This window comes from Corynebacterium casei LMG S-19264 (genome assembly GCF_000550785.1).
Lineage (GTDB): Bacteria > Actinomycetota > Actinomycetes > Mycobacteriales > Mycobacteriaceae > Corynebacterium > Corynebacterium casei.
The window spans coordinates 1,928,694-1,951,428 of record NZ_CP004350.1 but is presented as its reverse complement, the minus strand read 5'-3'; the positions used below and the strand labels follow the sequence as shown (position 1 = coordinate 1,951,428).

At 56.7% G+C, this 22,735-nt stretch carries 16 protein-coding genes; 9 read left to right on the top strand and 7 right to left on the bottom strand.

The genetic code is table 11. From position 1 onward, the window contains the following. The first annotated feature begins 45 nt into the window (after positions 1-45). Positions 46-1,299: an MFS transporter gene (locus tag CCASEI_RS08900; RefSeq protein WP_006822915.1), complete on the top strand. Its 1,254-nt coding sequence runs from the start codon at positions 46-48 to the stop codon at positions 1,297-1,299. A 230-nt stretch (positions 1,300-1,529) separates the two neighbouring features. After that, complete coding sequence (locus CCASEI_RS08895) at positions 1,530-2,891, top strand: YjiH family protein (RefSeq protein WP_025387750.1); 1,362 nt, start codon at positions 1,530-1,532, stop codon at positions 2,889-2,891. Here the strand turns inward: CCASEI_RS08895 and hutG are convergent. Beyond that, complete coding sequence (hutG, locus tag CCASEI_RS08890) at positions 2,881-3,831, bottom strand: formimidoylglutamase (protein ID WP_025387749.1); 951 nt, start codon at positions 3,829-3,831, stop codon at positions 2,881-2,883. The genes CCASEI_RS08895 and hutG overlap by 11 nt on opposite strands. Positions 3,832-3,880: 49 nt before the next feature. On the opposite strand from hutG, the gene CCASEI_RS08885 reads away from it, so the two are divergent. From CCASEI_RS08885 to hutI, 5 genes are all read left to right on the top strand, one after another. Continuing rightward, on the top strand, positions 3,881-4,663 hold the full coding sequence (locus CCASEI_RS08885) for an IclR family transcriptional regulator (protein WP_170316203.1): 783 nt from the start codon (positions 3,881-3,883) through the stop codon (positions 4,661-4,663). A gap of 5 nt (positions 4,664-4,668) precedes the next feature. Then, positions 4,669-5,340, top strand: coding sequence for a GntR family transcriptional regulator (locus CCASEI_RS08880; protein ID WP_025387747.1), 672 nt, complete (start codon positions 4,669-4,671; stop codon positions 5,338-5,340). Between the two features lie 186 nt (positions 5,341-5,526). Then, positions 5,527-7,080 (top strand): histidine ammonia-lyase, encoded by a 1,554-nt coding sequence (hutH, locus tag CCASEI_RS08875; RefSeq protein ID WP_006822921.1) that lies wholly within the window; start codon positions 5,527-5,529, stop codon positions 7,078-7,080. A gap of 274 nt (positions 7,081-7,354) precedes the next feature. After that, positions 7,355-9,034 (top strand): urocanate hydratase, encoded by a 1,680-nt coding sequence (locus CCASEI_RS08870; protein WP_025387746.1) that lies wholly within the window; start codon positions 7,355-7,357, stop codon positions 9,032-9,034. Positions 9,035-9,140: 106 nt separating this feature from the next. Then, positions 9,141-10,343, top strand: a complete 1,203-nt coding sequence (gene hutI / locus CCASEI_RS08865; RefSeq protein ID WP_025387745.1) for an imidazolonepropionase — start codon at positions 9,141-9,143, stop codon at positions 10,341-10,343. On the opposite strand, the gene CCASEI_RS08860 is transcribed toward hutI, so the two are convergent. Genes CCASEI_RS08860 through CCASEI_RS15285 form a run of 3 tightly spaced genes read right to left on the bottom strand, consistent with a single transcriptional unit; the run spans position 10,340 to position 13,040 of the window. Next, entirely contained in the window at positions 10,340-11,026 is a 687-nt protein-coding gene (locus tag CCASEI_RS08860) for a response regulator transcription factor (RefSeq protein WP_006822926.1), read from the bottom strand. The two genes, hutI and CCASEI_RS08860, sit on opposite strands and share 4 nt — an antisense overlap. Positions 11,027-11,036: 10 nt before the next feature. After that, the gene (locus tag CCASEI_RS08855) at positions 11,037-12,458 is read right to left on the bottom strand and encodes a sensor histidine kinase (protein ID WP_025387744.1); all 1,422 of its coding nucleotides are present in this window, start codon (positions 12,456-12,458) and stop codon (positions 11,037-11,039) included. A gap of 45 nt (positions 12,459-12,503) precedes the next feature. Next, positions 12,504-13,040 (bottom strand): hypothetical protein, encoded by a 537-nt coding sequence (locus CCASEI_RS15285; protein WP_006822928.1) that lies wholly within the window; start codon positions 13,038-13,040, stop codon positions 12,504-12,506. A gap of 404 nt (positions 13,041-13,444) precedes the next feature. Here CCASEI_RS15285 and CCASEI_RS08845 point away from each other — a divergent pair, with 404 nt between their 5' ends. Next, complete coding sequence (locus CCASEI_RS08845) at positions 13,445-15,484, top strand: DEAD/DEAH box helicase (protein ID WP_025387743.1); 2,040 nt, start codon at positions 13,445-13,447, stop codon at positions 15,482-15,484. Between the two features lie 500 nt (positions 15,485-15,984). On the opposite strand, the gene CCASEI_RS08840 is transcribed toward CCASEI_RS08845, so the two are convergent. From CCASEI_RS08840 to putP, 3 genes are all read right to left on the bottom strand, one after another. Continuing rightward, on the bottom strand, positions 15,985-16,431 hold the full coding sequence (locus tag CCASEI_RS08840; RefSeq protein WP_025387742.1) for a hypothetical protein: 447 nt from the start codon (positions 16,429-16,431) through the stop codon (positions 15,985-15,987). A 76-nt stretch (positions 16,432-16,507) separates the two neighbouring features. Then, positions 16,508-17,311, bottom strand: a complete 804-nt coding sequence (locus CCASEI_RS08835; RefSeq protein WP_051461200.1) for an HNH endonuclease family protein — start codon at positions 17,309-17,311, stop codon at positions 16,508-16,510. Between the two features lie 355 nt (positions 17,312-17,666). Further along, a complete protein-coding gene (putP, locus tag CCASEI_RS08830; RefSeq protein ID WP_025387740.1) occupies positions 17,667-19,223 on the bottom strand; it encodes a sodium/proline symporter PutP in 1,557 nt (518 codons plus the stop codon). Between the two features lie 401 nt (positions 19,224-19,624). On the opposite strand from putP, the gene CCASEI_RS08825 reads away from it, so the two are divergent. After that, complete coding sequence (locus tag CCASEI_RS08825; RefSeq protein ID WP_025387739.1) at positions 19,625-22,735, top strand: DEAD/DEAH box helicase; 3,111 nt, start codon at positions 19,625-19,627, stop codon at positions 22,733-22,735.

Genomic DNA, 22,735 nt, shown 5'->3' with positions numbered 1-22,735 from the left:
AGCGAAAAGACTTTATTGTTGATAAGGGCTAGAGTTAAGCAAGCTATGAAAAATATTGAATCTACCTCCCCGGATGCGGAACTGGTTGCGGAGAAGGACCAGCCGAAAGTCCCGCGCGAAATCTGGGTTCTGGTCGTCGCGGCATTTATCATTGCTTTGGGCTATGGACTGATCGCGCCGCTTTTGCCGCAGTTCATTGTTTCTTTTGATGTCTCCATGGCCGCCGCGGGCTTGGTAGTTTCAATTTTCTCGGTCTCGCGCCTGGTCATGGCGCCTGGTGCTGGTGTGCTGGTGGATAAGCTGGGTACGCGCGCGGTGTACATTACTGGCCTACTCATTGTTGCTGTGACCACCGGTTTAGTGGCCGGTGCCATGGAATATTGGCACATTGTTGTGCTGCGCGCACTGGCCGGCATTGGTTCCACCATGTTCACGGTCTCGGCCATGGGCTTGATTGTGAAGATGGCGCCGCCGACTATTCGCGGCAAGTGTTCGGCAATCTATGGCACGTCATTTCTGATTGGCAACGTCATTGGTCCAATCATGGGCGCTGCACTGTCCTTCTTGGGATTTAGGTGGCCTTTCTTGATCTATGGCATCGGTGTTGCACTCGCGGCACTCGTTGTGTGGATCATGATGCCGAAGGTGGACAAGGTCACAGAGGCGACCACCACGAAACCGCCAATGAAGCTGAAAGAAGCATGGGGAGACACAGCATTTCGTGCGGCGCTAACCTCGAACTTTGCCCATGGCTGGGCGAATATGGGCGTGCGTGTTTCTGTAGTGCCGCTGTTTGCCGCGGCAATGTTTAACAACGGTGCGGCGGTGGCTGGATTCGCACTGGCTGCTTATGCTTTTGGAACCGCCGTGGTACTGCAGGTTTCAGGACGGATGGCCGATAGTATCGGCAGGCGTCCGCTGATCATTGCAGGACTTACGGGCACGGCAATCTTCGTTGGTATCTTCGGCTTTGCGGAATCCGCGCCGGTTCTAATTATTCTCTCGGCGCTGGCGGGTGCAGCGGGTGGCTTTACCAATCCAGCGCAGCAGGCAGTAATTGCAGATGTTATTGGCAATGAGCGCTCCGGTGGTCAAGTATTATCCTCGTTCCAGATGGCGATGGACTTAGGCTCTATTGGTGGGCCGATTATTGTTGGCTTCCTGGCAGATGTTTTTGGCTTCAAGATTGCCTTCGCGGTCTGTGGCGTGCTGTCGCTTATTGGCGTTGTTGCCTGGATTTTTGCGCGTGAATCACTGGAGAATCCGAAGCCGCGGATGCGGCGTTTGCCAAAGAAATAAATGCGCACCTTCGGGGGGTAGTGGGTGTAATCTCACGCGAAAAACTAGTGACTTTGTTGCGCAGGACACTTATTATGTTTCTAACTCGCGTCAGGCTGTCGCGCGGGCATGTTCTTAACTCGCAACATCATTTACTGTGTTGCCACACGTTGAAAAGCATGCCCTTTTTGCGCATGCTTGTGACCTCCGTGGCAAGTGGTAAATGTTAAGCCCACAGTCAGGAGTCAGTCATGACGACGCCCGAATCCGTCGTGAATCCGAGTGATAATAATTCACTTGATAATCAAGACACCTCAATCCCAGATGTCAAAGGTAAATGGCGTCTGCTTGTCTACAGCGCGATTGGCGCATTCGTATTCTTCTTTCCCATGGATTACCAGGGAAAGAACTCTATTCCCTTGGACCACATGGTCACTATTGTCAGGGAAGCAATCCCCGGCGTCGTGCCGTGGCTGATTCTAGCCCTGGCAGCGTTTGGTACTTACCGCGGTATCGCCACCAAGTCGTGGGAGCGCGGTTGGGTGCACGGCTTGTTCGCAGTACTCAATTTTGTTGGTCTCACCGTTTCCTTCCTGCACGTCATCGGCCAATTACCGTGGGTACTGGGCGAAGATGACTTGGTTCCATTCCTGTGGAACTCCATCGCTATTCCAGTGGGCCTGATTGTGCCCATCGGTGGCGCATTCTTGGGCCTGCTCATCGGCTATGGCCTGTTGGAATTCGTCGGCGTGTTCATGCAGCCGATTATGCGCCCGTTGTTCAAAACTCCTGGCCGCAGCGCGATTGACGCGGTGGCTTCCTTCGTGGGCTCGTACTCCCTGGGTATTTTGATCACGGACCGCGTCTACCAGCAAGGTGGTTACACCGGGCGGGAAGCAGCGATTGTGGCAACAGGCTTTTCCACGGTGTCCGCGGCATTCATGGTGATTGTGGCGAAGTCATTGGACTTGATGCACATGTGGACCACGTTCTTCTTCACTACCTTGGTGATTACTTTCGCGGTGACCGCGATTACCGTGCACATTCCGCCGCTGCGCACCATCCCGGATGACTACTTTGAAGGCTCGACTCCCTCGCCAGAGCAGATGGTGAAAAGCAACCGCTTTAAAGCTGCTGTACGCGAGGGCCTGATGACATTGGATCAAGCGCCGAGCCTAGCCATGTCGATTTGGATCAACTTCCGTGATGGCCTGCGGCTTGCAGGTGCGATTGTTCCATCGATCATGTCGGTTGGTCTCATCGGGCTGCTGATGCAGCGTTTCACCCCAATCTTTGAGTGGATCGGATACCTCTTTTACCCATTCGCGTGGCTGGTGCGCCTGCCAGAGCCACAGCAGGCCGGTGAAGCAGCAGCGCTGGGCATCGCGGAGATGTTCCTGCCTGCAACTGCGGTTGCCGGTAGCGATGACCTGGTGCTGAAGTTTGTTATCGGTGTGGTGTCAATCTCCGCGATTATCTTCTTTTCCGCGTTGGTGCCCTGCATCATGGCCACACGAATTCCAGTTTCTATCCCGCAGATGCTGCTCATCTGGTTTGAGCGTGTAGCGCTGACCATCGTCATCGCTACACCAATTGCTCACCTCATTTTGTGAGGTAGTGGGCCACAGCAATGTCATTGATCAACCGCGCACCCAACTTGGCTGTGCGGTTGTCTTGATCAAAGCGCGGGTTAATCTCCACAACATCAACTAAAGCCAGCTTTCCGGTTGAAGCAATAGCCACTGCGATGGCACGGATGCGATCAAAGCTCACGCCCAACGCCGCTGGAGCAGACACACCCGGCGCCTGGTCGGCAGGCAAAACGTCCATGTCAATGGAGAGATGAATGCGTTCGTGCGGCGAGTTGTTGACCAAGTCGCGTGCTAGTTGCGCGGATTCTTTGACGCTCATTTCCGCAAGCTCCTCGTCGACGGTGATGTGCACGCCGAGTTTATCTGCCGTTGCGAAAAGCGTGGTGGTGTTGTTGGGCACGGAAATACCCAAGACTGAGTAGTCGAATGATTCAGCGCCGACTAGTTCGGAAATCTGCAGAAATGGCGTTCCGGACGTCGGGCGGGATTCGGAGCGTAAGTCAAAGTGCGCATCCAAATTGATAATTTGTGCTGGTCCCTGGGCATTAAACAACCCGAGGTGGGAGCCGAAAGCGGTTTCGTGTCCGCCGCCCAAGATGATGGTGAGGTGACCGGCATCGATGAGCTGCTGCACACGCGTTGAAAGTTCGGCGTGTGCGCCCTCGAGGTCGGTGCCTTGGGTGGTGATTGTGCCGGCATCGAAAAGCGAAAGCGGCTCATGCACCGCCAAACCACCCAACGCTTGGCGCAATGCTGCCGAGCCTGCCGCCGCGCCCTGGCGCCCGCCGTTGCGTTCCACGCCTTCATCCGATGCGAAACCTAAGAGAGCAACTCCGGCAGGAGAATCTTGCTGAATAGGGCGAATGGTGCTGTGCCAGCGGGCATGTTCAGGGCCGGGGCCGTCATTGCGGCCAGACCACGTGGGGGCTGGGGCGTACAGGGGAGCGGTCTCAGTGTTCATGTACCCGATGATAAACCAGCTAATTGTCCGGTTCGTGTTCTATGGTGAAATGGTGAGCAAAATTCAGGTTCCTGCGGCGCGCAACACATTGCGCATTTTGGCATTGCTATCGAGTATTGATGTGCCGATATCTGCTGCGCGCATTCGTACGGAGTTAGATTTGCCGCGCTCCACCACCTACCATTTGCTCGCTGAGCTGGAGACTTCCGGGTTTGTGGTGCACCTTCCAGAGAATCAAACCTATGGTTTGGGGTTGGCTGCGTATTCGATGGCTTCGGCGTATACCACCCAGCAGCCTTTGGTGCGCATGGCCCAAAAGCCATTGGTGGAGGCAGCTTCGCTTGTCGATGGATCGGGGCACCTCGCGCGTTTGTCCGGCTCGGAGACTTTGTACCTGAGCGAGGTGCGCTCGGAACAGGCCGTTAGTTTGATCACCGAGGTGGGCGTGCGTTTGTCCGCGGCGCGCACCGCCTCAGGCCGGATCATGTTGGCGCATCTGCCGCAGGCGGAGGCCAAGGCGGCGCTAAGTTCTAGCGGTCTGGAGAAGTCCTGGCGTGAGATCAAGGAACGGTTGGAGCTGTTTCGGCGCCGCGGTTGGGCCGAGGAAATCGAAGAGGTCTCGCGCGGGCAACGCTCGGTTGCTGTGGCGATTGTGGATCACTTGCAGCGCCCGGCGGCGTCGCTGGCGGTGACCTACCGTGCGGATTTGGCTGATAGTGATGAGGCGGTGGATGTAGCAATCGCGGTGTTGATGAAGTCCGCCAAGTCCATCTCTAAGCGCATGTACGGCACGAAGGTCGATGCTCAGTATGAGTCGGAGCGACTAGGATAGCGGGTATGGCTTTAGGAAAACTCGGTGGGCAAACGCGCGTGAGTGATCGCGCATTCGAAGCGCTGTACATGGCGATTATGCAGGGGGATTTAGAAGCTGGACGGCGCCTGCAAGTCCGTGAACTTGCGGAATCTTTGGGTACGTCGATGATGCCGGTGCGTGAAGCTTTGAACCGTTTGGAAGAATTCGGCCTGGTGGAGACCTCGCCGTATCGGGGTGCGGTAGTCAAGACTTTTACCCAGGATGAGCTGTTGGAGATTTACTCGGTGCGCACCGTTTTGGAATCTGAGGCCGTCAAAGCGGGTATCGCGCATGTTGATGAACAGTGCGTTGAGGCGCTAAATGTGCAGCTGCAGCACATTCGCACCGCGCTGGAGGCCAAGGACTCCGCAGGGTTTTTGGATGCGGAAGAAGCGCTGCTGAGCTGCGTGTTTGAGCTTTCGGGTAACAGTACTTTGATGGGGTTTATTCGCACTTTGTGGGCGCGTTCGCGCTATTACAAGATGGTAGGCGTCAAGGATATTTTTGAAAAAGACAATGTTGCATTGCTTGTCGATGAAGCCACGCAGTTCGTTGCCGGCGCCACCGCGAAGGATGAGCAGATGACTCTGGATGCTCTGTTGGTCTCACTTCAGCGTGCTGAGGATGGAATCCAGGCGGAATTCAGGCGGAACTAAGCTAAGTGCGCCGGGGGCAGATACTACTTTTGAACTGCAAGGGCTGGTATCTGAGACACCCCGGTGTGTGATTGTGTGTACCACACCACATTGACTCTGTAGGTTTAATCTCAATCGAGCGCGAGCATTGAAAAACTCGACTCCCGCCGCCCACAAAATGCCTGAGATTAACTTTAAGGAGTTTGCATGTCGCGTCACTACCCAGAGACTGTCACCGTTGGAATCGGTGCGCTGTCTATTGAACAAGTTGTTGCAGTAGCTAGGCTTGGCGCACAGGTTGAGATTTCTGAGGAATCGCTTGCAGAAATTGGTGCAACCCGCGATCGCATTGAAGAGCTAGCTAAGGATCCAACACCTGTATACGGCATCTCCACGGGTTTCGGCGCGTTGGCGCGTCGGCATATCCCGGAGGAAATGCGTGCCCAACTGCAGCTGTCTTTGGTGCGTTCACACGCTGCCGGGTCTGGCCCTGAGGTAGAGACCGAAGTCATCCGCGCGTTGATGCTGCTGCGCCTGTCCACTTTGTGCACGGGACGTACCGGTGTTCGCCCCGTTGTGGCGCAGACCTATGCGGCAGCATTGAACGCAAAGATTCACCCAGTTGTGCATGAGTATGGCTCTTTGGGTTGCTCCGGTGACTTGGCTCCGCTGGCGCACTGCGCGCTGGCGCTATTGGGTGAAGGCCCAGTTCGGGTAGACGATGGCGATGTGCAAGACGCCGGTGATGCGCTCGCGGCAGCGGGTATTGAACCGCTCGTGCTGCGGGAAAAGGAAGGCCTGGCGCTGATCAACGGCACTGACGGCATGTTGGGCATGCTGTGTTTGGCCATTACTGACTTGCGCGATGCCGCCAAGGTCGCTGATATTGCCACCGCCATGACAGTGGAAGGTTTGCTTGGCACCCTGGCCGTGTTTGCCGATGACTTGCAGCAACTGCGCCCGCACCCAGGTCAAGCTGCGTCGGCGCGCAATATCCGCACCGTCGCTGCCGATTCCCCGATTTTGGAGCAGGCCTTCGAGGACTTCAAAAAGACCCAGGTCCAGGATGCATACTCGGTGCGCTGCGCGCCGCAGGTCGCCGGCGGATTCCGTGACACGCTGGACCACACCGCACTGGTCGCTGGCCGTGAGCTAGCAGCGGCAGTGGATAATCCGGTGGTGGCCCTTGATGGGCGCGTGACCTCCAACGGCAACTTCCATGGCGCGCCGGTCGCGTATGCGCTGGACTTTCTCGCCGTGGTCACCGCTGATTTGGCATCTATTTCTGAGCGTCGCTCCGATCGCTTCCTCGATGTTGCGCGCAGCCGTGGCCTCAACGCCTTCCTCGCTGATGATCCAGGAGTGGACTCAGGCCACATGATTGCCCAGTACACCCAGGCTGGCATCGTATCTGAGCTCAAGCGTCTAGCAACGCCAGCGTCCGCCGACTCCATTCCATCATCGGCGATGCAAGAAGATCACGTTTCCATGGGCTGGGCGGCAGGGCGCAAGCTGCGCAAGTCTGTCGATGGTCTTCAGCGCGTCCTCGCTATCGAGGTGCTCACGGCTGCGCGTGCCATCGACCAGCGCAACGCGAAGCCTGCCCCAGGCACCGCCTCTGCCATCGCAGCACTGCGTGCGGTGACCCCAGGGCCAGGACCTGACCGATTCCTCGCGCCAGAAATCGAGGAAGCCGTCCAACTCGTCCAATCTGGAAAGCTGGTTGAGGCTGTCGAGGAAAGCATCGGCAAGCTGGCGTAAAACCCTAAGACCTGAATCACCGTAAGCCGCTCTACGCCCCTATCTGCCTGGGTGAGTAGAGCGGCTTTTTGCATGCTTGAAGACCGCAAAAATAGCAAACGTAGTGCAAAGTCTGGTATTTCGGACACCTAGCCCTCTTGTGGCCTGTTGCACACGACTATTTCACTTTAAGTTAAGTAAGTGAACGCACAAGGAGGGGGACAGCCCCGGGAAACCGGCCCCACACCGCGTAAACCAGTCAACGCTTCACACCCTTGCTCCGAAAGGAAAAACAGTGTCTCAACCTCGCGAAGTCCGCGCCCCGCGCGGCACCGAACTCAACGCCAAGAGCTGGCAGACCGAAGCGCCTTTGCGCATGCTGATGAACAACCTAGACCCTGAGGTTGCTGAACGCCCTGAAGACCTAGTGGTTTATGGCGGCACCGGCAAAGCAGCCCGAAACTGGGAAGCTTTCGATGCAATCGTGGAAACCCTCAAGGACCTCGAATCCGATGAGACCTTGCTGGTGCAGTCCGGCAAACCAGTCGGCGTGTGGAAGACCAACGAATGGGCACCGCGCGTGCTGCTGGCTAACTCCAACCTGGTCGGCGACTGGGCGAACTGGGAGCACTTCCGCAAGCTCGAAGATGAAGGCCTGATGATGTACGGCCAGATGACCGCTGGTTCCTGGATTTACATCGCAACCCAGGGCATCCTGCAGGGAACCTATGAAACCTTCGGTGCTATCGCCCGCAAGCGTTTCAACGACACCTTGGCCGGCACCTTCACCCTTACCGGTGGCTGCGGCGGCATGGGTGGTGCACAGCCACTGGCCGTCACCCTCAACGGTGGCGCCGTGCTGATTGTGGATGTGGATGAAACCCGCCTCAAGCGCCGCCAGTCCAAGCGCTACCTGGATGAAGTCACTTCCAATATCGATGAAGCCCTCAAGCTGGTGCTCGACGCGAAGGAAGAAAAGCGCGCCCTGTCCGTCGGCCTAGTTGGCAATGCTGCCGAGGTCTTCCCAGAAATCCTGCGCCGCCACAAGGCCGGCGAATTCACTGTGGACATTGTTACGGACCAAACCTCCGCGCACGATCCGCTCAGCTACCTGCCAACGGAAATCAGCATGGAGAACTGGCACACAGAAGCCGAGGCTGATCCTGAAACCTTCACCAAGAAGGCCCGCGAATCCATGGCCGCGCAGGTCCAAGCAATGGTGGAATTCCAGGACGCCGGCGCGGAAGTCTTTGACTACGGCAACTCCATCCGTGATGAGGCTCGCCACGCTGGCTACACCCGTGCCTTCGAATTCCCAGGATTCGTTCCTGCCTACATCCGCCCGCTGTTCTGCGAGGGCCTTGGCCCATTCCGCTGGGCAGCACTGTCAGGCGACCCAGAAGACATCAAAGTCACCGACGCCGCGCTCAAGGAGCTCTTCCCAGAAAACGAGCACCTGCACAACTGGCTCGACGCCGCCGCAGAATACGTCGAATTCGAAGGCCTGCCAGCACGTATCTGCTGGCTCGGCTACGACGAGCGTCACAAGGCCGGCCTGTTGTTCAACGAGCTCGTGCGTGACGGCAAGGTTTCTGCACCAATCGCCATCGGCCGCGACCACCTTGACTCCGGCTCCGTGGCATCCCCATACCGTGAGACCGAAGCCATGCTCGATGGCACCGATGCCGTGGCTGACTGGCCACTGCTCAACGCCATGACCGCCGTGTCTTCCGGCGCGACCTGGGTGTCCATCCACCACGGTGGTGGCGTGGGCATGGGTCGCTCCATCCACGCCGGCCAGGTATCTGTGGCCGACGGCACCGAATTGGCCGCAGCGAAGCTGCGCGCCGTTCTAACCAATGACCCAGGCATGGGCGTTATCCGCCACGTTGACGCCGGTTACAACCGTGCCAAGGAAGTTGCTGATGAGCGCGGCGTACGCATCCCGATGCAGTTCCATTCCCGCGAAGACTAAACACACACTTTAAGCAGCCTTAGATAGATACCCTTATCTACTAAGGCTGCTTTGGCAATGAGACTTTGAAAAATGAGACTTTGAAATAAGAAACAAGGACAATGACATGAAGCTGTTTACAAACATCTCTGAACTTCGTACCGTGTCCGATGCCGGAACCATCAAGGACGCAGCACTCGTGGAAGACGGCGGGGTTATCGTGTGGGTCGGCCCTGCCAGCGAGGTTCCCGCCGACTACGCTGCGGCTGAGCACATCGACTGCGGCAACCGCGCCGTGCTGCCCGGCTGGGTGGATTCGCACACCCACATGATTTTTGACGGCAACCGTGCTGAAGAATTCGAAGCACGAATGGCCGGCTCCGACTACGCCGCCGGTGGCATTGCCGTCACGATGGAAGCCACGCGTTCCGCCGGCGCGCAGCGCCTAGAGCGACTTCTGGTTGAGCGCATCCAGGCAGGCCACGCCGGGGGCACCACCACCTTTGAAACCAAGACCGGCTACGGGCTAAACACCGAGTCCGAGCTCGAAGCCGCGCAAGTTGCCGCCGCTCACGTTGAAGACGTGACCTTCTTGGGCGCCCATCTGGTCCCGCCAGGAGCAGATGCCGAAGAATATGTCACCGAAGTAGTCGGCCCCATGCTTGAGCAGGTTGCCCCACACGTGGGCTGGATTGACGTCTTTTGTGAGCGCGGCGCGTTTAATGAAACCCAGTCGCGCCGGGTGCTGGAGGCAGGCCGTGCGGCGGGGCTGAGGTTGCGCGTGCATGGCAATCAGCTTGGCGATGGCCCCGGGGTCCAGCTTGCCGTAGAGCTCGGCGCCGCCTCCGTTGACCACGTCAACTACCTGACCGACGCGGATGTTTCGGCGCTCGCGGGATCGGAGACCGTGGCAACCATGCTTCCTGCATGTGACCTATCTACTCGGCAGCCGCTGGTAGAAGCCCGCCGGCTTATCGATGCCGGGGTCACCGTCGCCATCGCCTCCAACCTCAACCCGGGCACCAGCTACACTTCATCGATGAACTACTGCGTGACCACCGCGGTGCTGCAGCAGTACATGAGCTTGGACGAGGCCATTGAGGCAGCGACCTTGGGCGGTGCGAAGGCGCTGCGCCGCCAAGCGGTTGCTCACGATGGTGATGCGCGTGGCCTTGATGCGCAGGGTCGCCCGGCGAAAGGTCAGTTAATTGTTGGCGCGGCGTGTGACCTGCACATTTTGGATGCAGTAAACGCCATCAACCTGGCTTACCGCCCGGGCATGCCCGTAACCTATCAAACCTGGAAAGCAGGGGAGAAGGTCTTCGGCTAAAGCAGGCGATAGCCTGCGCCGCGGACGGTTTCGAGGCGCTGCGCACCAATCTTTTTGCGCAGCGTCGCAATATACACATCCACCACATTCGATCCGGGATCAAAGTCCAGACCCCACACGTGGCTCAGCAACTGCGCGCGGGATAAAACCATCCGAGGGTGTCGCATGAAAGTTTCCAAAAGTCCCAGCTCGCGCCGGGAGAGATCTTTCCACTTGCCGTCGACTTTTACCCGGTGCTGGCGCATGTCCAAGGTGAGCTCACCGTGATTTAAAGTGCCGTACTCCCGTGCTGAGGCGGTAGTTTCCGCATCGGCTGCCGGCGTGGAATCATGCAGGCGCAGCCGCACGCGCGCCAATAGTTCCGCGAACTGGAAAGGCTTTGGCATGTAGTCATTCGCGCCGCCTTCTAGCGCGCGGACGCGGTCTTTCAAAGCGGTGCGGGCCGTGAGCACGATGACCGGGACATCCACGCCGGCGCCGCGTAATTTGGTGAGTACATCAGTGCCATCAAGAAGCGGAAGCGACAAGTCCAGCACCACGAGCTGATACGTATTTGACTGCGCCAAACCCAAAGCGAGCGCGCCATTATCAGCGATATCGCAGACATAACCTTCTGCTTCGAGTCCGCGCTTGATAAAGCTTGCGATATCTTGGTCATCTTCAACAATTAAAATGCGGCTCATCGTGTCCTCGTCATGTCATTGTGCTTTCGATAGGGATTTCAATACCAAAGGTTGCGCCCTGCGGCGCCTGCTTGCTGTTCTCAGGTGACGCTACAAATGCGTGCCCGCCATGTGCCAGCGCGATGGCCTGCACAATGGACAATCCAAGGCCTGCGCCCTTACTGCTCGTGCGTTCTTGCTCGTCCTTATTATCTAAAGAACCACGGTGGAAGCGCTGGAAAAGTGCCTCTTGCTGCGCCGGGTCGACGCCCGCGCCGAAGTCCGTGACAGTAAAACGCGCTCTTCCTTCTTCGACAGTGGTCGCGATGTGGATGGGGGAACCCGCCGGGCTGTACTTGGCAGCATTGCGCACAAACTCCAGTACGGCTTCAGTAATTCGTGCTGAATCACAAGAAACCTGCCCCTCGCCGATGCCGACGACCTCGGAGCGGCCATCGGTAAGCATGTGCGCCTTGTCATCAATATCAATGGTCAGCTGCGACAAATCCACCTGCTCGATATTCAGGAAGTCTGAATCCGCCGACTCGGCGATAGCCAGTGTCAACAAGTCATTGACCATGCGCGTCATGCGGTCAAGCTCAGAGATACACAGCTCGATGGAACGCTCCCGCTCAGCCGGTGTCGCAGTATCCAGCAGCTCCAGATTGCCGCGCACAATCGTAATCGGCGTGCGCAGCTCATGTCCGGCATCATCAATAAACTGCCGCTGGGAACGATATGCCTCATCAATGCGGTCCAACATGTGATTAAAGGTGCGCGCTAATTGCGCGACTTCATCATCCCCATGTACTGGCACACGTGTGGTCAGATTCGATTGGGAAATGCGCTCTGCCACATGGGCGACTTCACGCACCGGGGCAATAATGCGAGAAGAGATAACCCACGCAATCGCCGCCGCCATCGCTAAGCTAATAAGCCCCAGACCAGCAAAGATAAGAGTCTGCCGGTTCAGGTCGGCATAGACTTGCTCAGTGGATACCAGGACCACAACGTAGTCCAAGCCCTCTGCGGACGGCACCGTAATCTTGCCCCAGTGAATTCCATCCGTGATGCCCGAGGCCGGCTCACTAATCACGATCGAGCGAACCATCGGGCTAAACGCCCGGGCATCCACATCGGGACGCGTTAGCGAATCTAGCTGCTGAAACACCAGGCGATCATCAATGACCCCGACCAACACCTCATTAGCCTCTGGGACTTCGTGGCTGAGATAGGTCTCAATAAGTTCTGCGCTTGAGGAATGCCCGCCCGGTAGACGCGAATGCGCCTCCACTTCGACCGCTGTTTTCTCTACGGCTTCATTAGCTAAATCGTGCACGTCAGCGCGGCGCAAGGAATCGGTGAAATAAATCATCGATGCCAGCGCCGCGAAGACGACGACGATAATCCACGCCAAGATGGAAAAGCGCAGGGAAACAAAGAAACTATTCATAGGGTGTCAGTGAATGTTGGATACTCTGTGCCGACTTATGCCGACTTAGTCGTCATCATCATCGTCGTCCCAGTCATCATCCCAATCATCGTCGTCCCAATCGTCATCGTGGTCATCATCCCAGTCATCGTCGTCCCAATCGTCATCGTGGTCATCATCCCAGTCATCATCGTCATCGTCCCAATCCTGGTAAGTCAGTGGGACCTGTGGAGTGATGTAGGCAGGAGCCTGCTGGTCGCTGATATCGGATGGCCGGTCATCGAGATCATCGCGGTCGTCACGGTCATCCCAATCGTCGTCATAGCGATCATCATCGTGGTGCGCACGTGATGTGGTGGTTGCGGAAGTCGAGGTTGGGCGCTCGGGTGTTTCCTCGGCGCTTACGGATGCTTCAACGGTGACGGCAGAAGGATCGATTTCCGGCGCCGTGCGGGTATTCGCCAGGGCGGTGCCGGCAACAACGATGGTGCCCATCAGCGCAACGACGCCAGCAAGGGGAGCGAAGCGCCTGACAGGAGAAGCTTTGGCTTCGTCTTCGGGCTGAAAAGCGGAGGTGTTCGGGGTGTGTGGAGCCTCGGGCATGATGAAAACCTTCTTTCAAAAGTTCTGGGTCAAAAAGTAGCACGTTTGAACTACTTTCGGTGGGGTAATTAGAAATGGCGGTGGTGGCTGTCTGAAATCGCAGAATGATGGGGCTCAGTCGATGGGAATGGCGAGTTGAGGACTCCTTTTCATTACCTTTTGTTGGTTGAACACTTACAAGTATGAAAAGCCACAGTGAAATAGCGATGAGCCAATTATTAGAACTTCTTAATGTTGCTTTATTGCTGCTGAACTGCAGTTTTAAGCACTGCCTTTGTTAGGTGAGGATTGCTAATGGTGAGGGCGGGGCAGAAAGTCGGGCGCTGTGTTTACCGACACCATCGACAATTTTAAGTAGCTATTAATAGTATTTCCCTCGCACCTAGCGTAAGGTTGTGCGAGCAATGAGCATTACCGATAACGCCACCGGCGGCGCAATGGAGCCGGAAGATAATTTCAACCAGTCGGAATCTCAGGATAAAACGCAAGGTGACGCAGTAGATACTGCACAGGTCACCGGGGCTGCGGATACTTCTGAGGACACCGGCGCTGAGGATAAGAACTCAGCCAACGATAATCCCCAGGGGTTCGCCAATTTGGGCCTTCCTGACAACGTTCAGGACGCCGTAGCCAAGGTTGGTTACACAACCCCTTCACCAATTCAGTCCGAAACCATCCCAATTTTGATGGAAGGCCGCGACGTCGTCGGCCTGGCACAAACTGGTACAGGTAAGACTGCAGCATTCGCGCTGCCTGTCTTGTCCCAAATCGATATCAATGCCCGCCATCCGCAGGCATTGGTGCTGGCTCCAACTCGTGAGCTCGCGCTGCAGGTCGCAGATTCATTCCAGTCATTTGCAGATCACTTGGGACGCATTGAGGTGCTGCCAATTTACGGTGGACAGGCATACGGCATTCAGCTGTCTGGCCTGCGTCGTGGCGCACAGATCATCGTGGGTACTCCAGGCCGTGTCATTGACCACCTGGAAAAGGGCTCGCTGGATATTTCCCAGCTGCGTTTCCTCGTCCTGGATGAAGCAGATGAGATGTTGAACATGGGCTTCCAGGAAGATGTTGAGCGAATCCTTGCTGACACTCCGGAAGAAAAGCAGGTCGCACTGTTCTCGGCAACCATGCCGAACGGTATTCGTCGCCTGTCCAAGCAGTATTTGAACAATCCTGCTGAGGTCACCGTCAAGTCGCAGCAGCGCACGAATGACAACATTAAGCAGCGCTTCCTTCTGACCGCACACCGCGCAAAGCTGGATGCCTTCACCCGCATCTTGGAAGTCACGGACTACGACGCAATGATCGTATTCTGCCGCACCAAGCATGAGACTGAAGAAGTTGCAGAAAAGCTTCGCGATGCAGGTTATAACGCTGCCGCCATCAATGGCGACATCGCGCAGAACCAGCGTGAGCGCACCGTTGACCAGCTGAAGGATGGCCGTTTGGACATCCTGGTTGCAACTGACGTTGCAGCTCGTGGCTTGGACGTTGACCGCATCACTCACGTGGTCAACTTCGATATCCCGAACGATACTGAGTCTTACGTTCACCGCATTGGCCGTACCGGCCGCGCGGGTCGTACCGGCGAGGCAATCTTGTTCGTTACTCCTCGTGAGCGTCGCATGCTGCGTTCCATCGAGCGCGTAACCAACGCCCGTCTCGAAGAGATGGAACTGCCTACCGTTGATGAGGTCAACGCAAAGCGCAAGGAAAACTTCGCTTCTCAGATCACTGAAGTTCTTGGCGATGGCCAGATGGAACTCTTCCGTGGCCTAGTTCGCAAGTACTCCGAGACCAACAATGTAGCGATGGATGACATTGCTGCAGCGCTTGCGGTCAAGCTGCAGGGCGGCTCTGAGTTCCTGGTCAAGGACATGCCTGCTCCTAAGCGTGACCGTCGTGAACGTGACCGTTTCGATCGTGATGATCGCGGCGGACGTGGACGCGACCGTGACCGCGGTGGCCGTGGCCGTGACCGTTTCGACCGCGACGATCGCGGTGGACGCGGCGAGCGTCGTTCCGACGGCGACTTCCAGACCTACCGTCTGGACGTGGGCAAGCGTCAGAACGTTCGCCCAGGTGCCATTGTTGGCGCTATCGCGAACGAGGGCGGCCTGTCCGCTAAGGACTTCGGACGCATCACCATTTCGGTTGGCCACACCTTGGTTGACTTGCCAAAGAAGATGGATCCTTCCGTTCTGGATCGTCTGCGCGACACCCGCATCTCGGGTCAGTTGATCAATATCCAGAAGGATACTGGTCGACCACCTCGCGACCGCGACTTCGATGACCGTGGTGGTCGTGGTGACCGCGGCGGTGACCGTGGTGGACGCGGCGGCCGTGGCGGACGTGACTTCCGTGGTGGCGACCGTGACCGTGGTGGTCGTGGTGACCGCGGCGGCGATCGCGGTGGACGCGGACGCTGGCGCGATTAATTCCGCAGCCTAGCTTTTAAATAGCTAAACCGAGAGCTTCCCTCCAGTTCAATGGAACTGGAGGGAAGCTCTTCTTTTTGTCTTTTCTCTTTACAGCATTTCTTTCATCCTGCGGATTCAACCCGCCATTCCCACGGGCCGCTGACTGTCTATCTCCCGCGTACCCTCGCGCTCACCAGAACAGCGCTCCTCGCTAGAAGACCATCAGGTGTGAGCGCGAAAGGTACACGAGCACTAACTACGCGCGCAGTCCTGGGCAGTGCGCCCTCGCTTCCGGCTCTCCGCAGCTCCTCAGTACTCGCCGTCGTCCTCGAGACCGTCGGCGCCTTTGATTCTGGCCGCGTGCCCTTCGCGATCACCGAAGGACGGCTGCTCACCAGAGCGCTTGCGCTAGTGAGCGCCAAAGGGACATGTGCGCCTCAGCGACTGGCTGGGGCACGAGGATCAAAAAGCTCCTCTCAGCCACATGGCTGGAGGAGCAAGCAGTGCGATGTTGGAGATTAGACGAACATCAGCAGTGCGGTGATGATCCACAGAAGGTTGAAGATGCCGCTGAACATGGACAGCTGCTTCTTTTCCTTGGCGAAGTCAACAACCTGGTCGCCGCCTTCAAGGGCTGCGAGGGTCTTCTTCTGACGTGGGATGATTACAGCGATGAGGATTACCCACGCGATGACTGCCAGCAAGATGGAAATGTGGAAGCGTCCCTCGGAACCAAATGCGCTCAAATTGGTGAGGAAGACTGCGATACCTGCAACAGGAACGATTGCGGACAGTGGGCCATACTGGCTGGTCAGACGATGCAAGGTGGTTGCAGCGCCGAGGGCCTTAGTATCGCCATCCTTCGCCTTCATCATTTGACCCTGGTATGCCGACACGGTGATCATTACTGGGCCCATCAACAGGACCGCAGCCAAAACGTGAATTGCGATAAGAAGTGAAGTCATGGGGGAACTTCGCTGCCTTTCTATTGTTTTATGTACGCCGCCCACTTCGGCCGCGCTCAGTAAAACAGCCTAGTCATCACATGAATGGAATGCCCAACTGACATCGACGTTTCATGGTGGTGATGTCTGTTTCAGCCAGCGTTAATGAGTATGCGGCAGCAACCCCAGCAACGCGTTCGGCATACCAACAGTGGGCAGCAGGGTTGGGTGGTATCCACTCACCGGGCAGGCTGTCAGACTTGGATTGGTTCAAGGTACGTGACGTGGCCACGAGATTGAGCGGGTCGTTGGCAAAGTGTTTGCGGGTGTCGTCGTCCCACGCATATGCACCATGGTCCCACGCGGCAGAGAGCGGAAAGATGTGGTCAACTTCGATATTGGCGTTAGGAATGAGGCTCTGGCTGTACGGATCAAATAGTTCCGTGCTTTCGGTAGTGCAGTCGGAGACACTGGGCGACTGACTGGAAATTACTACCTGCCTGGTATCGCAGGAACTTCCTGGCGCAATAGCCCAGTCGGCGCCGAACACTTCACGCTTGTATCCCAGTATCTTGTGTCGCGCGGGAATGGTGTCGATGTTCTGTAGGGAAGTCTTGAGGTTGGGCAGTCCTTCCTGGCTGTACGGATGAAGCCGAGGTGAGAGCATCGACAAAGCGAATAGTGCGGTGGCGATGGTGAGAATAATGAGGAACGCATTTCTAATGCGCGCCACTAGAGCTGCTTTTCGCGCCAGCTCAGCGGCGTCTTCGAAGGTGCTTGGCGTATCTGAGGTTGTAAATTTTCGCGCCCGGCTGGTGGGAGTGGTAAATACCGTGACGTGATAGGGCTGGGATGGGGTGGACGGTCGCGTGCGGTGCGGAGTGTTCCCAGGTTTTCCCATAACTGCTTAGACCCAGATTGCGCCGAAGAGGTTCCCTTCACGCCGGATGTACCTTTCGCGCTCACCACCGCAGCCCAACTTGCCAGCGGCGTAAATACGGTGAGCACGAAGCGCACGGGGACGGCTCGAGTCGTGGGGGCGCCGCAACAAAACTAGGTGGCGTACCCTTCGCGCTCACGGGGGAAGAGCAAGTTGCTTTTCGATGCTCCCCAGTGAGCCCGAAGAGTACGCGGGGCGGTGGGGAGACGGGCAATGCGAGGTAAAGCGTAGTGGGGCAGAAAACTGGAAGAAGCCTTCCGGCGCACCGGCGAGGGTGCATCGGAAGGCTTCGGGGAAGTGCCGGATGTCTAAGGGATTAGATCTTGTCGGCTGCTTCCTGGAAGTCGAGGTCTTCGTCTTCAGCAGCCATGTGTGCAAGCTTGGCTGCGCGGTCGAACTCTTCGCGAACTTCTTCGGAAGGTTCCTTGGTCAACAGGGTGACAACAACTGCGACAACCAAGTGGGCGATGAAGCCTGGAACGATTTCGTAGATCAGGGAGGAAGTCGCTGGGACCATGCCCCAGACCATGGAAACCACAGCACCGGTGACCATACCGGCGATAGCACCCTTGGAGTTGAGACGCTTCCAGTACAGAGCCAACAGAACCAGTGGGCCGAAGGCGGAGCCGAAACCTGCCCAAGCGAAGCCAACCAGACCCAGGATGGAGTCGGATGGGTTAATCGCAAGGACACCACCGATAACGGCGATGACAAGAACTGCGCCACGGGACAGGTTGATCAGAGTCTTCTCGCCGAGCTCCTTGTTGGTGACCATCTTCCACAGGTCCTCAATGAGGGAGGAGGAAACGATCAGCAGCTGAGAAGACATGGTGGACATGATTGCTGCCAGAACAGCGGTCAGAACCAGGCCAGCAACAAGTGGGTGGAACATAACCTGAGCCATGTCCAAGAAGATGGTTTCGAAGGACTCTTGGTCAGTGATGGAGTAGTCGTTCTGGGTAAAGAAGACCGTACCGATGATGGCGGTAAATACCGCACCTGTGACGGAGAGGATCATCCAGGAGATGCCGTATGCGCGGCCGGCCTTGGCATCGGAAGCCTTACGCATCGCCATGAAGCGGACGATGATGTGTGGCTGGCCAAAGTAGCCCAAGCCCCATGCAGCGTTACCGATGATGGCTGCAGCCGAAACACCGGCGATCATGTTGAAGTAGTTCGGGTTCTCAATTCCGGTGGTGCCATAAGGATTCTCAGCGGCGAAGGAGAAGATTTCTGATGGGTTATCCAAAGAAACCAGCGCCATGATTGGAACGATGATCAGGGCAGCGAACATCATCACGCCCTGAACAGTGTCGGTGTAGGACACTGCCAAGAAGCCGCCTACTAAGGTGTAGATGAGGGTGACAGCGGAGACAATGAGCAAGCCGGTCAAGTAGTCACCATTGAACGTGGCCTCAAAGTAGCGGCCGCCTGCCACCATGCCGGAGGAGACATAGAAGGTGAAGAAGAAAATAATGATGATTGCGGCGATAACGCGTAGTGCACGGGAGTTATCGCGAAGGCGGTTCTCAAAGAAGGATGGAACCGTAATCGAGTTGCCGGCAATCTCTGAGTAGGAGCGCAGTCGCGGCGCAACCCACTTCCAGTTCGCCCAAGCACCTACGGTCAGGCCAATGGCAATCCACAATTCAGACATACCGGTGAGGAACAGTGCACCAGGCAGACCCATGAGCAGCCAGCCGGACATATCTGATGCGCCCGCCGACATAGCTGCGACGAATGGGTGCAAGCCACGTCCACCTAGGACGTAGTCGTCATACTTATCGGTTCTCTTGTAGCTCCAAAAGCCGATGGCAAGCATGACTGCCAGATAAATGACAATGGCAATCACGTACCACGTTGATTGACTCATAATGGTCTCCTTAGACCTGTCGAAATGTGTTGGTTAAGCCAGTAATTCAAAAATTTGATCAAATCCGCAGGTCGCCGCAGAATGCGGTTTGCGGAACAGAGTTACTTTAACGAGAGGATGTGCTCCACCCAACTTTTTACACGTCATTTCACAGTCAAAACCCAGTTATGTGTGGTCAGAACGGCATGACTTACTGGCGTTATAACGGTGCGATAACGATTGCCTGTGTGTGGACGAATTTTAGTAACTTCACTCGGAAACACATTCATTAGTGATGTGTAGCACAAATTAACCACAGTGGATTGGGCAAAACCGCATTAGCGGGGCAAATGGTGCCTGAAAAGCTATGTAAGCAGAATCTAAGGCTGAGCAATATCGAAGACTGCGATATACTGGCGCTTATGGCTTCTTACCTTATTCACGGACTCTGGCTGCCCGTTTCAGGCTTGAGTTTGTGGATTGAGCAGGTAGATGGGCACAAGATTGTTACTCCACAAGCAGTGCCAGAGGGGACTTTCCCGCCAGGCATTGGCAAGATGTTGGAGAAGAAGTCTTTCCGCACTCGCTCGCGTGTGTATTTGCGTACGCCGAAGGGCAAGAACGTTGAGTTGATGGCTCCGATGGCACGCTTTGGGCCTGCCGATGCCGTCGTGGCGCTATCTCAATTGGCGTATCTAGATGACGAAGAACAACGCGGAGTCATTCCCGCAGAGCAGCGCGCGGCCATCGCCCCGGACCTGCAGTGGATTATTCGCGCTTACCGCGGACTGACCCGCTTCGCGCGGGCAGGACGTGTGACCATCCGCCTGAGCTATCAGGCCGGCGAGTGGTATCCAATGTGGCAGCTGGCTAATGGTCTGGGGGAGCGCGGCTGGCTGGCAGAGATGGTGGCGGCTGCACCGGGGATTTTGACTATCAATAACCGTTCCTTGTCAGAGGACATGGCGGATGATTTAACGCACTGGATTGTCTACACGCAGTTGGCAGATCTGACCAGCCATCCGCGTCCTTATCCATGGCACGATTTTGCCAAGGCGTTGCTGCAGACCACTCCAATCGCGCGTGGTCGCGCGCAGCTGCTGCGCGGGCTTAATGAGTGGAAAGATTCCATCACTGCAGTCGATCTGGGTGTGGTGTTCATTGTTGAAGAACCGTTTGAGACAGAGTCTGAAGTAGATGACTCACCGTCCGCACCGAAGACATCGGAAAGCGCGTTGTGGCCAGTGCGCGTGTGCGTTCGCTCGGGTGCAGATTCCCCGCGGCCAATTCATGAGGGTCGCTTGGACCGCAGTAGCTTGGAAAAGCTGAAAGAATCGCGTCGTCGTGCGATAAGTATTAGCCCGCGGGTGGATCCGCAGGCTTCGAAGACCCCGAACTATTTCGATGAAGGTGCCGGCGACTGGGACGTCTACCTGGACACTTCAGCATTGGTGGAGTTTGTCAGTGACGATGCATCGGCACTGAAAGCAGCAGGCTATACGGTCATGTTGCCAAAGGCGTGGACACAGATGGCGGCCTCAGCCAAGTTGGTAACCAAGGAACTTAGCGGGGATTCGCCGCTGCAGAAGAAGCTTGGCATGGACCAGCTGGTCGAATATGACTGGAAGCTCTCGGTTGGCGATATGGAGTTGTCGGATGAAGAGATGCAACAGCTGGTCAACTCCAAGACCGGACTGATTCGTCTGCGCGGCGAGTGGGTCATGGCGGACCGCACCGCGCTGGGCAAAATCACCGAGTACATGGACCAGCTGGCGTCCAATTCCAAGACGCGCATGCGCAAGGAGCTGGACGCTTTGGCCCGCGAGGCCGAACGCATGCGCATGCTGGAAGAACCAGGTTGGCAGGACAAGGTTGCCGAGGTTGAGCGCAAGCTCGAAGAGTTTAACCTGCAGCTGAAGGAAGAAGACGCGGACTTCGGCGTGGCCACAATGGCTGAGCTACGAGAGCTCGCGCTGGAAGCTATGGCTAAGGAGCCGATTGAGTTTGCGGGCTCGCAGTGGCATTCCTCCATGTTGGGTGGCATGGAAACGCCAGCGCCGACGCGCGTGAAAATCCCAGATTCCGTGCATGCGGAGTTGCGTGATTATCAGCATCGCGGCGTGGATTGGTTGTATTGGATGTCGCGCAACAACGTGGGCGCAGTGCTTGCCGATGACATGGGCCTGGGCAAAACCCTGCAGCTTCTTACTTTGCTCGCGGTCGAAAAAGACCGAGGAGAATCCACCGGGCCGACATTGGTTGTGGCACCAACTTCGGTGGTGGGAAACTGGGTGCGTGAGGCGCACAAGTTCGTGCCGGATTTAAAGGTTATGGTCCACCACGGCTCAACTCGTGCGAAAGACCAGGAACTTCTGACTTCTGCCGCCGAGCATGATTTGGTAGTGACCAGCTATGGAACCATCAGCCGTGACTTCAAAGTCCTTGGCATGGTGGCATGGGATCGCGTGGTGCTGGATGAGGCGCAGGCGATTAAGAACTCTTCGACTCGTTCATCGAAAGCAGTGCGAAGTCTGCCTTCGCGGCATCGAATAGCGCTGACTGGTACGCCAGTGGAAAACCGCCTGTCCGAAATGCGTTCCATCTTGGACTTCTGTAATCCTGGTGTGCTGGGATCAGCGTCGTTTTTCCGCAACCATTTTGCTTCCGCCATTGAGAAGTACCAAGACGAGGACATGACCGATCGTCTGCGTCAGCTGACAGCGCCGTTTATCATGCGCAGGCTCAAGACTGACTCGGCGATCATTGATGACTTGCCGGAGAAGTCAGAAGAGATTTTGACGGTCACCATGACCTCTGAGCAGGCCGCGTTGTACACGGCGTTGGTGGAGGACATCCAGCTGCGCATGCAAAACGCGCCGAAGGGCATGGCGCTGCGCGGACTGGTGTTGTCCTCGCTGACGCGCATCAAGCAGATTTGTAACCACCCTTCGCACTACTTGGGTGATGGTTCTCCGGTGACGTCCAAGGGCCGGCACCGTTCGGGCAAGGTGGAAAAGCTGATGGAGATTTTGGACTCTGCGGTTACCCACGATGAACGAGTTCTGATTTTCACGCAGTACAAGGCTTTTGGCGATATTTTGCAGCCTTATCTGACTGCTCAGTTGGGCGCGAAGATTCCTTTCTTGCACGGTGGTGTGCCAAAGAATCGACGAGATGACATGGTCACGGAGTTTCAGGCTGCCGATGGCCCACCGGCGATGATCCTGTCGCTGAAAGCCGGCGGTACTGGTTTGAACCTGACCGCGGCAAACGTGGTAGTCCATATGGACCGCTGGTGGAACCCCGCGGTGGAAAACCAGGCGACGGACCGCGCTTTCCGCATCGGCCAGAGCAAGAACGTGCAGGTGTACAAGATGATTACTGCCGGTACGCTGGAAGAATCCATTCAGGATATTCTAGACGGCAAGACACAACTTGCTGGTGCCGTGGTTGGGGAAGGCGAAGGCTGGATCACGGAGCTGAATCCGGAGCAGCTGGCGCAATTGATGAGTTATCGAGAGAGGGAGAGTTAG

Coding starts and splice junctions, on each gene's coding strand:
- CCASEI_RS08900 (WP_006822915.1), top strand. CDS start 46: ATGAAAAATATTGAATCTACCTCCCCGGATGCGGAACTGGTTGCGGAG.
- CCASEI_RS08895 (WP_025387750.1), top strand. CDS start 1,530: ATGACGACGCCCGAATCCGTCGTGAATCCGAGTGATAATAATTCACTT.
- hutG (WP_025387749.1), bottom strand. CDS start 3,831: ATGAACACTGAGACCGCTCCCCTGTACGCCCCAGCCCCCACGTGGTCT.
- CCASEI_RS08885 (WP_170316203.1), top strand. CDS start 3,881: ATGGTGAGCAAAATTCAGGTTCCTGCGGCGCGCAACACATTGCGCATT.
- CCASEI_RS08880 (WP_025387747.1), top strand. CDS start 4,669: ATGGCTTTAGGAAAACTCGGTGGGCAAACGCGCGTGAGTGATCGCGCA.
- hutH (WP_006822921.1), top strand. CDS start 5,527: ATGTCGCGTCACTACCCAGAGACTGTCACCGTTGGAATCGGTGCGCTG.
- hutI (WP_025387745.1), top strand. CDS start 9,141: ATGAAGCTGTTTACAAACATCTCTGAACTTCGTACCGTGTCCGATGCC.
- CCASEI_RS08860 (WP_006822926.1), bottom strand. CDS start 11,026: ATGAGCCGCATTTTAATTGTTGAAGATGACCAAGATATCGCAAGCTTT.
- CCASEI_RS08855 (WP_025387744.1), bottom strand. CDS start 12,458: ATGAATAGTTTCTTTGTTTCCCTGCGCTTTTCCATCTTGGCGTGGATT.
- CCASEI_RS15285 (WP_006822928.1), bottom strand. CDS start 13,040: ATGCCCGAGGCTCCACACACCCCGAACACCTCCGCTTTTCAGCCCGAA.
- CCASEI_RS08845 (WP_025387743.1), top strand. CDS start 13,445: ATGAGCATTACCGATAACGCCACCGGCGGCGCAATGGAGCCGGAAGAT.
- CCASEI_RS08840 (WP_025387742.1), bottom strand. CDS start 16,431: ATGACTTCACTTCTTATCGCAATTCACGTTTTGGCTGCGGTCCTGTTG.
- CCASEI_RS08835 (WP_051461200.1), bottom strand. CDS start 17,311: ATGGGAAAACCTGGGAACACTCCGCACCGCACGCGACCGTCCACCCCA.
- putP (WP_025387740.1), bottom strand. CDS start 19,223: ATGAGTCAATCAACGTGGTACGTGATTGCCATTGTCATTTATCTGGCA.
- CCASEI_RS08825 (WP_025387739.1), top strand. CDS start 19,625: ATGGCTTCTTACCTTATTCACGGACTCTGGCTGCCCGTTTCAGGCTTG.